The following is a 13,319-nucleotide window of genomic DNA, read 5'->3' as shown; positions in this document are numbered from 1 at the left end:
TGCTTAGAAAATCAATAAAAAAAGAGCCTGACCTACTAAAAGATCAGACTATCTTTTCTCTATTGCTCTGCTGTTTGAATGCCATTTGCATATTTGCGTTTAAACATGGCAACAAAATAGATAAGCGTACCTATAATAAAGATTGCTGGATAAATTGCTAGAATCCATGCATTATGCCACATGAAAGCAAAATCACCACTTGAAATTACCGCTTTTAAACCAGCCACCGAATAAGACATTGGAAGGAGTGCATGCACTCCTTGCAATATATCAGGAATTAATTCTAATGGGAATGTGCCTGCACTTGTTGTTAATTGAAAGATTAATAGAATAACAACAAGGAATCTTCCTGGATTTCCTAATGTCGTAACCAAAAATTGTATAATCGAAAAAAATACAAGACTAATAATGATTGTAAATAGAATAAATAAAGGAACACTTTGCACATCTACTTTTAATACAACAAGCATAATAAAGGAAACTACTAATGCTTGTAAGATTCCGACTGTCATTAAAATGGCTGTTTTGCTTAAAAACCATCTGAATCCGCTCTTTGGCATTACTTCTGGCTCATCAAATGAAAAGACAATGGACAGCATTAATGCGCCAACAAACAATCCTAATGAGATAAAATATGGAGCCAATCCCGTTCCATAGTTTGGAACATCTGTAATTTTTTTATCACTAAGCTCTACTGGAGAAGCTACCATATCATATGTTTTATCATCAGAATGAATAGAGCCCGCATCATCTGCTCCATCTTTTAATTTAGAAGACAATTCCTTGCTTCCATCTACTAAAGAATTTGTGCCATCTGCCAACTCTTTAGAACCTTCCTTTAATTTATTCGTTCCATTAGATAACGCACTTGAACCAGATGCTAATGTATCCATCCCTGATTGAAGGGACTCCACTCCTTTAACCAGTTCTGTAGAACCGTTGACTGCATTTCCAAATTGATCAGAATACGTATTTAAGCCAGCAATAAATTGTTTTTGTCCCGCCACCTGCTGCTGGGATCCTCTTTGCAACTTGGCACTCCCATCTGCCAGCTGATTAACGCCCGACTGCAATTTCTCATGCCCTTGATTTAAATTTGTGAGCCCAGTTGATAAGGTTTCGCCACCTGAAGCTAACTGATTTGCAGCTTGCGATAAACCTTCAGTGTTTGCCGCAACCGATGCACTTCCATCTACAAGACTTTGCAAAGCAGCTGCTAATTCTTTTTGCTTTTCTTCAGGTACTCCTTCAAGCAATGGCAACATAGAATTAATCGTTTCTTGCAATTGTTTTGTACCTGCATTTAACTGTTTGGCACCATCTACTAATTCTGATGACTTTTCACTCCAATTAGTCAATCCATTAGATAATGTATCAGAACCTTCCTTTAATTTACTTGTTCCATTTATTAAAGCCGGAATACTATTTTTCACACTATTGATGCCTTCTGTTGTTTGAGAAATTCCATTTAAAATGGATTGATCTCCAGCTTGGAGTTTACTAGCTGCATCGGTAAGGTTACTTTGACCAGTTTGCAGCTTTCCTAACCCTTCAGCTAAATTTTCTGCACCATCTTTCAAATCTTTAACACCAGCATTGGCTGAAGAAACCCCTTGATTAAAAGCAATCGATTTTTCAGCAAGTGTAGCTAAATTATTGTATACATCTTTTGAACCTGATTGGACCTTCGATGTACCTTCTTCCAATTTTTTTGCACCATCACTTGCTGATTTCAGTCCATCTGCCATTTCTCCAATATTGTCAAAAATGGATTCAGCATATGTTTTTGTTATCTCTTTGCTTACACTTTCTTTAATTTTCTCCATTGCTGAATTGCCTATTTGACCACTAATAAAGTTATAGCCAGGATTAGAAACATATATCAAATCTAATTTTTTCGGATTATCTTCCATTAATGTTGTAGCATTTTCGGAAAAATCCTTAGGAATCTCAATTAACATATAATATTTTTGATTTTCTAAGTTTTTATAGCCTTTTTCCTTCTCAATAAAAGTAAAATCAAAATCATTGCTTTCCTTTAAATTGTCTACTAAATCTTTTCCAAGTTCTAATTTTTTCCCATCCATTTTCGCTCCGCTGTCTTCATTTACCACTGCAACTGGCAGCTTCTCTAGATTGCCATAAGGATCCCAAAATGCCCACAAATAAATGCCAGAATACAAGATTGGAATAAAAATAATCGCAATAATCGAAATCAGCTTCATTCTATTTTTAAAAATAGACGAAACTTCCGCTTTTAATGAACCTGTCTTCATTTTTTTACCTCCCATTACTTAATGACCATTTTATTCATTCGGTCATTCCCCTTGATAAAAATAGGATTATCTTAGACGGACAATCCTTTAAACAAAGTTTTTTCCAAAAATACAGCTATTTCTTCTCCTTGAAGTGGAACATGATTTTTTTCCCAGTCAAAAATAAGGGCAATATACAATTTAAAAATCAAAAAGGCCATTAATTCCGTATCACACTGTTGAATTTCCCTTTTATCAATCGCTTCTTGGACACGATTTCGTATATATTGAACAATTGCACTTTCTAATCTATCTATTACCTCTTTTACTTCTAATGTTCCCATTTCCCGCTGTTCTTGAAATAGTTTCACTGTTAATTGATGCTCTTTGCGAAACTCTAGCATTTTAACAAGTGTTTTATGCACATTTTCCATAAATGGACGTTCAGGATGAAACGAATCATCTGCTGTTTCTTTCATCTCTTGAATTAATCTAGAAATAATCTCAGAAAAAAGTTCCTCCTTATTTTTGAAAAAAGTATAGATTGTACCTTTGCCTACATTTGCAATTTTTGCCACTTGATCCATCGTCGTTGCTTTATAGCCAAATGTAGCAAAAGACTTGGATGCAGCTTCAACAATTTGTTTTCTCCGATCCACCGCCACATATCTCACCACCGTTTTATTTTTCTATTCTTTTAAATAATATTATTTTTATATGAATACAAAAATGACCAAATGAACAATTCAGTCACAAAGTACATTTATCACTATATCATAATGTTATCTCTATATCAATAACAATTCATCCTATCTTTTATAAACAAACGCTATCATTAAAAATATTTTTAATTTCTAATAAAAAGCAAAAAAAGGAAAAGAAAATAACTAGAATAAGCGCATTTTCCTCTCCCTTTTTGCATCTATCATTTCCTGCCTGAGTTAATTCATCGCAGCAACTCTTAATTTATTTAACACAACTGTTGCTAAAGCAGCAATAAATTCTGGTTGTGCATTTGGCATTTCTGGTCTGTAATAATTGGCGCCAACTTCTTTTGTTGCAACTAAACATTCATAATCATTATCATACAGCACTTCTAAATGATCGGATACAAATCCGACAGGTGCATACACAAATGCTTTATAGCCATATTTTTTATGCAGCTCTTTTGTTAAATCTTGAACATCTGGACCAAGCCAAGGATCTGGGGTATTCCCCGCACTTTGCCACCCGTTGTAGTAGGCAGAAATGCCAGCTTCTTTTGCGATTAAATCAGCCGTTTCCTTTAATTGATCAGGATAGGGATCTCCAAATTGCAGAATTTTTTCTGGCAAACTATGTGCCGAAACAATTAATGCCGCATGTTGTTTTTCCTCAAATGGCATCGAAGCAAATATTTCTTTTATTTTTGCTGCCCAATACTGAATAAATTTTGGCTCATCATACCAGCTGTCAATACTATGAATCGTTAAACCGCCGAGTTTTTCTGCTTCTTCTTTTGCTCGGCCATTATATGATTTAATGCTGAATGTAGAATAGTGTGGAGCGAGTACAATGCTGACAGCTTCTGTAATGCCATCTTCATGCATGCTTTTTACTCCATCTTCTATAAATGGCTCAATGTGTTTTAAACCTAAGTACATCTTAAATTCTATTTCATCTTGCAATTTATTCAAGTATGTTTCCAAACTTTTGGCCTGCTCTATCGTAATTTTCGCAAGCGGCGAAATGCCTCCAATTGCTTCATAACGATTTTTTAAATCTTCAAGCATCTCATCAGTAGGTCTTCTGCCATGTCTGATATGTGTATAATATCGTTCAATATCCTCTTCTTTATACGGCGTCCCGTATGCCATTACCAATAATCCAACTTGTTTTTTTGCCATTTTCACTCACCCATCTCTATAATCAATTAATAAACATTATTTATTCGAGGCTGTCGACAAACGCCCGCTTTCTTTGTTACTCGCCTTGCTTGGATACTCATTACCTACTTTGGCAACTCCGCTTCTCCCAAGGCTTCACGCTTTGATGCGACAAACGTTTTCGATCACATTGAAAGTTTGCATTTTGGACTTTTTCTACAATCTGAAATAAATATTATTTATTCTTTAATGCTTCTAAAGAATATTCATGAACAAATGCAGTTAATTTTTTCAAAACTTGTGGATCTACTTCAGGAAACACACCATGCCCTAAATTAAAGATAAATCCATTATGCTCTATTCCTTGATCAATAATATCTTTTGCCTTTTCTTCTATTATGTCCCAAGGCGCCAAAAGAATGGCAGGATCTAAATTTCCTTGAACAGCTTTTGTTATTCCTTTTTCCCTTGCTTCTCTAATTGGCAAACGCCAGTCTAACCCCACTACATCTAATGGGAGATCATTCCATTCTTTAGCAAGATGCGTTGCTCCTACCCCATGCATAATAAGAGGAACTGTTTCGTCTTTTAGTGCCGAGAAAATTTTGTCCATAATAGGTCTAATAAATATTCGATAGTCTTGTACACTTAATGCCCCTACCCATGAATCAAAAATTTGAATAGCACCTGCACCTGCGTTAATTTGCGCTTTTACATATGTAACTACCATATCGCCCAATTTCTCCATTAATGCAAACCATGCTTTTGAATTTGAATACATAAACGCTTTTGTTTTATGGTAATTTCTAGAAGGCCCTCCTTCAATCATATAACTAGCAAGCGTAAAGGGAGCACCAGAAAAACCGATTAAAGGAACCGTTAATTGTTCCTCAGTCAGTAATTTAATTGTATCAAGCACATATTTAATATCTTCTTGTGGCTGCAGTATTCCTAATTTCTCTACATCCTGAAGTGTTTGAATAGGGTTTGCAATAACTGGACCAACGCCAGATTTTATTTCTACATCTACCCCAATCGCAGGAAGCGGTGTCATAATGTCTTTATACAGTACAGCTGCGTCTACATTATATTGATCCACAGGCAACTTTGTTACATATGCACAAAGCTCTGGCTGATGGGTTATTTCAAATAGGGAATACTTTTCCTTGATTGCTCGATATTCTGGCTGTGATCGCCCAGCTTGACGCATATACCATACAGGAACAAAATCCGTTTTTTCTCCCTTTGCTGCCTTTAAAAATGTATCATTTATTTGCATGCCCATTACTTAATATATCCACCTTTCGGAGTGTATCCTTCTATTTTTTATAACTTACTTTCATCTATCATCTATTATAGTAAAGTTTGTGAAAAACTTCATATTTTGAGCTATTCTATTTTATCCTATCAATTGGAGCTTTCACTTTAGCTACTAACTGTTTCGAATTAATAATTGTTATTATATTATAATTTATATAATATAATAAAGGAAAATGATTTATTTTTTTATTTTCCCTCAAATAAAATAGAATAAAACATGACAATCTACTAAATATAGCTGTTTCCACTATCTCTGTATAGATAACTTAACTATCTGTCACAAAAAGTACACAAAAGATTCTTTTTAATTTTCAAATACATAATTTATTACGCTAATTTTTTCCTTTCACCTCTTAAATAACTGACTATTTTTAAAAATATAAAATATCAATGAATATAAACCATATGCAGGAAATTCTTTTTACCTATCGTATCTTTAAATAGGAATACTTCATTTAAGGAGGAACTAATGAACATTTACTTAACTAGCGGCACATATGATTTTTTATATAAAAAATATGAAAAAAAATTTAGAACAGAAACACTTCTTTTAATGCAGAAGCAAAACGGTGAAGGGGTTCTTATGCATGAGACTTCGAAAAAAACCATTTTTCACTCTCCTCGGCAATATGAAGCAATAAGTTCCTTTGGAAATTTAGTAAATGAAGGATTTGCGACCATGAATCATATTCCTGTAACGGATGAATATAAACCCCGTTTTGAATATGAGATCAATAAAATTCTTTCTTTAAAAACAGGAGATTTCCAAGCCAGCCGTTTATTAAAACCCAAAAGCGGTGATATGTATATTATTTTTTGTTTATGGAGTTCTAAAAGTGACTATATAAAATGGAGAAAAAATCCGATCAATACTCCATCACCACTTGTAGAAAGTCCAGAAAATTCTTGGAATGATTCACAACATCATCTTTTTTATGGAAAATCTTATTTGACGCAGTTGACTATACCTACAAATGATGATTAATCCTTTGCCTCCTTTGTCTTTTCAAGGAGGTTTTCTATTGAATAAATCTAGATAAGACAAATTATGCTGTTCCATCTGACAAATAGACATTTTATTTCCAAGGAAATGACACAACTAGTCGCTAACTGACAGCAGCTAATTCCTCGAAGAAATGAATAAATGAAAATATTTCCTCTCAACTACTAATATCGACAAATCTCCTGATTATTCTTAAGTTTGGCGTATACATTCCATTTCTATGCAAGTTAGGTTTCTTTACTCTCTCCTCTAAAATAATGAAATAAAAGTCCGATAATAATAAAGGGTTTTACTACATTGCCTAACATTTAATAACCAATTTAAGAAAACTAATAAAGTGAGGTTAGCTTATGAGAATAAAAACACAATTAATTGCTATATTACTTATTTTATTTATAGCAATAATTGGAATTGGTGGTTATACCAATAGCAGTATTCATACTACCAGCAAATATAATGAAAAGTTAAAAAATGCAAAAGAAATGCAGCGACTTGTTACTTATATTCAATATCGTATTGCTGGAATATCAAATGATGAAAGAGGCTTTCTTATTACAGGTGATAGCCAGTATACAGATGGAATAAATGAAAAAGCAAAAGATATAAATCAAACTATTCAAAAAATGGAAAAATCAACCAACTATAAGACTTACGAAAATCAGATTAAATTATTTGTTACAAATTTCAACAGCCTTACCGCAATGAACAAGCAAGTAACAGAACTATATCAACAAGATCGGCATGCAGCTGAAAATTTGCACTTTCAAGACTTAAGAACATTAAGAAAAGAGGTTTTGGATCCTTCTGTTCAACAGTTAGTAAATACTATTAATCAAGATGTAGAGAAACTAGAAATTTCTAATCAAAAAAATATTGCCTTAACAAAAACCATGTTATTGATGATTATTATTACTTCGACAATGTTAAGTGCAGTTCTTTCTATTACTCTTTTGAGATCAATATTAAAACCACTAAATCTTTTAAATAAACAAATGACGGATATTTCATCAGGAAAAGGAGATTTAACACAAAGGGTGAAAGTAACAGGAAAAAACGAATTTGGTCAATTAGCTTACTCCTTTAATACATTTGTAGACTCCCTTCAAGGAATGATGGCACACATTGGACAAACATCCAAAGAAGTAGCCCAAGCATCGGAGGAATTGTCTGCTAGTACGGAATTATCAAGAATTACTGCAGAACAAGTAGCTTTTTCTATTCAGTCAATCTCAGAAAATAGCAGCTTGCAGAATGAAATGACACAAAGTAGCTTACATGCTGTAAACATGTCACTGCAAAATGTTAAGAATGTATCATTGAATGCCAATAATGTTGCAAATGTATCTACATTAATTAGAGGACAAGCTGAAGACGGAGAAAAAGCTGTTTTGAAAGTGCAAGAGCAAATAGAAACAATTAATCATTCAGTAAGTTTAGCAGAGGCAGGATTGCAGTCACTTGTCATAAGTGCAAACGAAATACAAGACATCTCTTCCTTTATTACCGATATATCCAATCAAACCAACTTACTTGCATTAAATGCTGCTATCGAAGCGGCAAGGGCTGGGGAACATGGCAAAGGTTTTTCTATCGTAGCAGATGAAGTTCGAAAATTAGCAGATATGACTAATACATCTGCCAACCACATACATACACTTGTTTCCTCCATTTACGGACAATCCAGTTCAACGGTCGATAACATGAATTTAGTAAAAGAAAATGTGAACTCCGGTATTCAACTATCGCAAAAAACTAGCCAACATATTAAAGAAATATTAGAAAGCATTGAATTGGTAACAACTCAAATACAAGAAGTCGCAGCCACTACTGAGGATATTACCGCAGGAGTAGAAGAGGTTCAGCAAACAATCGAAACCATCACTATTGGTTCTAACGAAACATTAGGTAGTACAGAAAGTGCATCTGCAGCAACTGAAGAACAGACTGCTTCTTTTGAAGAGGTTTCATCTTCTGCGGTAGCGTTGTCCAAATTAGCAGATGAACTGCAGCAACTAATTCATCGTTTTAAAATATAATTTTTCAACACCCTAGGGCAAAAGTTAACATTAAACTTTTGTCCTTTTTTTGATGCAGATAACTAAGTTTCAGCATATATTGGTACGGTTTCTTTTTGAAACTTAGCCACCAAATTTTTTCAACTTATCCCCTTATTATCCAATCACCAAATCTCCCTCTATTCATACTCTGTAGTAAATCCGAAATTGGTTAATATGCCTATTTTCCACTCGGATTAGAAGGGAGCATCGAGGAATATGGGTGTAGAATTAACAGCACTTCACTGGATATATGTTTTATTTATATTACTTATTATTGGATTTATGGTAATGAAGCGTGATACTACTTTCATCTGTATTGTTGGCATATTTTTATTGGCCATTACAGCAACTGGATCATTAAGCGGATCAATTAGCAGTATTTTCACTAGTTTTATCTATGCGATTACAGAATTATTGCCAACCATATTGGTTATTTCTATTATTGTAGCAATGAGCAAGATATTAACAAAAACTGGAATAAACGATGTCATGATCTCCCCTTTTTCTAAATTGATTCGCTCGCCAAGTTTAGCTTATTGGATAATTGGCATTTTAATGATGATTATTTCCTTTTTCTTCTGGCCATCACCAGCAGTTGCCCTAATAGGCGCTGTCCTGCTGCCTGTGGCTATTAGGGTAGGATTGCCTCCCCTTGCTGTCGCGATGGCAATGAATTTATTTGGCCATGGAATTGCTTTGTCTGGAGATTTTATTATTCAGGCCGCTCCAAAACTTACTGCGGATGCAGCAGGCATTCCTGTCCAGGAAGTAATGCTTGCAAGTGTACCACTTGTTATTGTAATGGGAGCAGTTACTACGATTGCCGCTTTTTATTTTATTAAAAGAGATATGAAAAATGGCAAGTTAACGATGTCTACTGGCATCTCTTCCACTTCTTCTTCCATTTTGCCGAAACAAGATTCCTATTTGCTTTCCAAAACACAAAAAAGAATGTTCGCTTTGCTTATTTCCCTTTTATTTGCCCTTGACGTTGTAGCAATGTCTCTTTTAAAACTGCAAGGTGGAGATGCAACTGCATTAGTTGGCGGCACTTCCATTCTGATTCTGATTCTAATTACGTTAGTAAGCTATAAAAATAAAGGTTTAGAAAAAACAACAAGTTATTTAATAGAAGGTTTTCAATTTGGCTTTAAAGTATTTGGACCTGTTATTCCAATTGCTGCTTTCTTTTATCTTGGAGATTCAGGTTTTACTACTATTGTTGGTGACTATCTTCCTAAAGCCTCTCATGGTCTAGTGAATGATTTAGGAGTTGCACTCGCTTCAACCGTACCTCTAACAAAAGAAATTGGCGCCATTACTCTTACAACAGTTGGAGTAATAACTGGATTAGATGGATCCGGTTTTTCTGGAATTTCTCTTGCAGGTTCAATTGCTGGCTTATTTGCACATGCCATTGGTGAGGGAATAAGTACACTTACTGCTCTTGGTCAAATTGCCGCCATTTGGGTAGGTGGAGGAACTTTAATTCCTTGGGCATTAATTCCAGCAGCGGCGATTTGTAATATTGATCCATTTGAATTGGCAAGACGAAATCTAGTGCCAGTAATTATTGGGCTTGTTGTCACTACCATTGTTGCAATGTTTCTTATTTAAAACTTCAACTATTAACAAACAATCATTGCACAAGCAATTTATGCCCAAACAAAACCGTTTTAAATGAAGGCTGTTTTCTAAAAGATTGTTGTTTTTCGGATCGTTTCCATGAGTAAATCCATGGTTAAAACAGGTGGATTGAAGTGAAAGGTGCGAGACTCCTGTGGGATTAGTAGGACAAGGGGCGATACCCCGAGGATGCTCACCACCCACCCCATGGAAAGCGAGCCTCCTGGAACGGAAATCAACCTACTTCTTTAAAAGCAACAATGTTTACGAAAACAGAATAAATGAAAAAGGAAGCCTAAACTCCAGGCTTCCTTTTTCATTTATTTCGTTCTTTTGTTCGATTTTTAAACCGTTCATATAAAGAAATCCAAAGAAATAGCCAAATAGATCCAATTAAATATCCACCAATAATATCAGTTGGATAATGAAAACCTAATACAATTCTGCTAATTCCAATTAGCAGCACGAAAAAAAGAGCACAAATGGCAATTATTCCTTTTCCAGCCGAGGATTTTGCTTCCTTCGCTAAAAAATGGGCAATAAACATATATAATATAAGCCCCACCATTGCATGGCCACTTGGAAAACTCATGCTGCTTTCATCTACAAAATGATTAAATGTAGGACGAGGTCTTGCGATTGCTTCTTTAATTATTTTATTAAATTCATTGCCAAGCCCTACCGCAATAACAAAAGCTGCAATTCCAAGAAAATCCCGTTTCTTCCATGCAAGCCAAATAATGAAAATAATAGCAACAATCCCAATCCCTATTTTATCTCCAAAATTCGACAGAAATTCAAAAAAAGAATAACTGCTATGGGGGAATATTCCTTGAATAAAGTCTGTTAGCACAGAATCGATGGCAAAGCTGCCTTCTCTTTCTAAAACAATAATCAAATAGATGGACAATATAAAGGCGGTTACTACGCCAGCTACAATCACTTTAGAATTTTTCAACCTTGTTAGTTCCTCCATTTCTATTTACTAGCATTAGTGTAGCAAATGTTGTATCGCTAGAAAATCCTGAATTTTATTTTTCCCGAAAATCCCCTAATATCCTGCTCAATCAATGCTTTAGTATATTAGCATGTTGATTTTTCATTTCTCTTGTCATTTTATCATGGTATAATATGAAATAATAATTTCCAGAATTTTATATGAGGTGAAAGTAATGTTAGAAAATCTGTTTCTAGATTTAGAAAATAGTTATCAAGAAATGGTTGAAATAAGAAGATACCTTCACCAATATCCAGAGCTCTCCTATAATGAGCATAACACAGCTAAATATATCTATTCTTATTATGAAAAATTAGGAATTGAAGTTCAAGCAAATATCGGTGGCAATGGGGTAGTGGCGAAAATTTATGGAGGCAAGCCCGGGAAAACAGTGGCACTTCGTGCAGACTTTGATGCATTGCCAATTCAAGATGAGAAAGATGTTCCTTATAAATCAAAGATCCCTGGTGTGATGCATGCATGTGGACATGATGGCCATACTGCTACTTTATTAGTATTAGCAAAAATTCTTGAACAAAACAAAAAATCTTTATCTGGAAACTTTGTCTTGATCCATCAACATGCAGAAGAAGTAAATCCAGGTGGTGCAAAACCAATGATTGAAGCCGGATGCTTAGATGGCGTAGAGGCAATTTTCGGTACACATCTTTGGGCTACTTTGCCAACTGGCACCATTTCTTATCGTGTCGGACCGATGATGGCAGCCGCAGATGGATTTGATATTACTATTCAAGGACAAGGTGGGCATGGAGCACAGCCCCATAAAACAAAAGATTCAATTGTCACAGCATCTGCACTTGTTGTTAACCTGCAGCAAATTATCAGCAGAAAAGTGAATCCAATTGAATCGGCTGTTCTTACCATTGGGACGTTTACATCCGGATCAGCACCGAATATTATAGCAGATACAGCTACAATCAGCGGTACGGTGCGAACATTTAATGAACAGGCACAAGAATTGATTATCGAAGAAATGGAAAGAATCATTAAAGGAACTTGCTATACAGCAAACAGCTCTTATACATTTAATTTTGAAAAAGGATATCCTCCTGTTATCAACCATAAAGAGGAAACGGAATATCTTGCACAATGCGCCTCTGCTATTCCAGGAGTAACCGCTATAGAAGGCGATCCAGATTTAACAGGCGAGGATTTCTCTTATTACTTGCAGCATGTCAAAGGAACTTTCTTCTTTACAGGAGCACAGCCAGATACAGATGGGCCTACTTATCCTCACCATCATCCGAAATTTGATATTAATGAAAAAGCAATGCTGATTGCTGCCAAAACATTATGTTCTGCAGCTGTGCAATATACGAATGCAGCATTAAAGAAACCGACATTAGTAGCGGAATAAAATACAGCGTCTTTATTAGATCATCTATCCTCTAATAAAGACGCTGCATTTTGTCTCTCCTACTCTTTTTACTTAGCAGCATTCTGCAAATGGCGCATTCGATAAACATTTTTTGTTGTTTCTCCTAGTTGATCCAGCAAATTATAATTCGCATATGCCCCTACAAAAGCTCCTATTCCTGGAACTAATTGCAGCATTTTTACAAAATCAATATAATCCCGATATTCCGTTTGCAGCTGTTCCCAATTAAGTTCTGTCTTTTCCTTTTTATATTCTTCCCAATTCTCTACTATCTCAAGGATATCTGCTCTTTTCTCATCACTAGAAAAAGCAAGCTGAAAAATATATAACAGAAATACCCTTTCTTCATATAATTCTGTATCATATCCATAAAGGGAAGCTGATTCCATTAAAAACTGCATTTTAATGGACAAAAGTATTGGAAAATCGGCCAATCCTAATAATATTCCCCCTGCCCCTGTCCCTGCCCCCTCCACACTTGCCGTTTTACGGTAAAAGTTTATTTTTTTCATCATAAGCTGGTCTTTTTCTTCTAATGTTATGTTTGGGTACTGAGTTTTTTTCGTTAGTTTATTGGACCCTTTAAGAGTTGTTTGAATCATTTGTTTAATTGCTTCTGTCACTGCCCTGTGAGCTTTCGTAGGTATATATGCATTAATTTTATTTTGCGTTTTTTTAGAAAATCTAGTAATCATGGATGAACGTCTGCGAAGCTTCCGTTTCCATTCAGCTAATTCTATGTAAACCAACTTCTCATACTCCTTCAAATATATTCCCCTCCTTTTTTATTCATACGT

10 protein-coding genes are annotated in these 13,319 nt (G+C 34.9%); 4 read left to right on the top strand and 6 right to left on the bottom strand.

Going from position 1 to position 13,319, the window contains the following annotated elements; translation table 11 throughout:
- Positions 1-59 precede the first annotated feature (59 nt).
- From CWS01_RS01060 to hemE, 4 genes are all read right to left on the bottom strand, one after another.
- Entirely contained in the window at positions 60-2,276 is a 2,217-nt protein-coding gene (locus tag CWS01_RS01060) for a YhgE/Pip domain-containing protein (protein WP_101175187.1), read from the bottom strand.
- A 71-nt stretch (positions 2,277-2,347) separates the two neighbouring features.
- Complete coding sequence (locus CWS01_RS01055) at positions 2,348-2,920, bottom strand: TetR/AcrR family transcriptional regulator (RefSeq protein WP_193603743.1); 573 nt, start codon at positions 2,918-2,920, stop codon at positions 2,348-2,350.
- Between the two features lie 276 nt (positions 2,921-3,196).
- Positions 3,197-4,141: a ferrochelatase gene (gene hemH / locus CWS01_RS01050; RefSeq protein WP_101175186.1), complete on the bottom strand. Its 945-nt coding sequence runs from the start codon at positions 4,139-4,141 to the stop codon at positions 3,197-3,199.
- A 214-nt stretch (positions 4,142-4,355) separates the two neighbouring features.
- Positions 4,356-5,405: a uroporphyrinogen decarboxylase gene (gene hemE, locus CWS01_RS01045; protein WP_101175185.1), complete on the bottom strand. Its 1,050-nt coding sequence runs from the start codon at positions 5,403-5,405 to the stop codon at positions 4,356-4,358.
- 504 nt (positions 5,406-5,909) lie between these two features.
- Here hemE and CWS01_RS01040 point away from each other — a divergent pair.
- The 3 genes from CWS01_RS01040 to CWS01_RS01030 all read left to right on the top strand — a co-directional run bounded on the left by CWS01_RS01040 (position 5,910) and on the right by CWS01_RS01030 (position 10,117).
- Positions 5,910-6,425 carry an antibiotic biosynthesis monooxygenase family protein gene (locus CWS01_RS01040; RefSeq protein ID WP_101175184.1) on the top strand — a complete coding sequence of 172 codons (516 nt, stop codon included), beginning with the start codon at positions 5,910-5,912 and terminating at the stop codon, positions 6,423-6,425.
- 368 nt (positions 6,426-6,793) lie between these two features.
- Positions 6,794-8,479 (top strand): methyl-accepting chemotaxis protein, encoded by a 1,686-nt coding sequence (locus tag CWS01_RS01035; RefSeq protein ID WP_101175183.1) that lies wholly within the window; start codon positions 6,794-6,796, stop codon positions 8,477-8,479.
- Between the two features lie 237 nt (positions 8,480-8,716).
- Positions 8,717-10,117 carry a hypothetical protein gene (locus tag CWS01_RS01030; protein WP_101175182.1) on the top strand — a complete coding sequence of 467 codons (1,401 nt, stop codon included), beginning with the start codon at positions 8,717-8,719 and terminating at the stop codon, positions 10,115-10,117.
- Between the two features lie 325 nt (positions 10,118-10,442).
- Here the strand turns inward: CWS01_RS01030 and CWS01_RS01025 are convergent, their stop codons facing one another.
- The gene (locus CWS01_RS01025; RefSeq protein ID WP_157827514.1) at positions 10,443-11,084 is read right to left on the bottom strand and encodes a phosphatase PAP2 family protein; all 642 of its coding nucleotides are present in this window, start codon (positions 11,082-11,084) and stop codon (positions 10,443-10,445) included.
- A gap of 214 nt (positions 11,085-11,298) precedes the next feature.
- On the opposite strand from CWS01_RS01025, the gene CWS01_RS01020 reads away from it, so the two are divergent.
- Complete coding sequence (locus CWS01_RS01020) at positions 11,299-12,501, top strand: M20 family metallopeptidase (protein WP_101175180.1); 1,203 nt, start codon at positions 11,299-11,301, stop codon at positions 12,499-12,501.
- Between the two features lie 68 nt (positions 12,502-12,569).
- Here the strand turns inward: CWS01_RS01020 and CWS01_RS01015 are convergent, their stop codons facing one another.
- Positions 12,570-13,289, bottom strand: a complete 720-nt coding sequence (locus CWS01_RS01015; protein ID WP_101175179.1) for an EcsC family protein — start codon at positions 13,287-13,289, stop codon at positions 12,570-12,572.
- Positions 13,290-13,319 lie beyond the last annotated feature (30 nt).

The sequence above is a fragment of the Niallia nealsonii genome (genome assembly GCF_002835805.1).
Taxonomy (GTDB): Bacteria; Bacillota; Bacilli; order Bacillales; family Cytobacillaceae; genus Niallia; species Niallia nealsonii.
The sequence above is the reverse complement of the archived record's forward strand: the minus strand, read 5'-3'. Positions and strand labels throughout refer to the sequence as shown.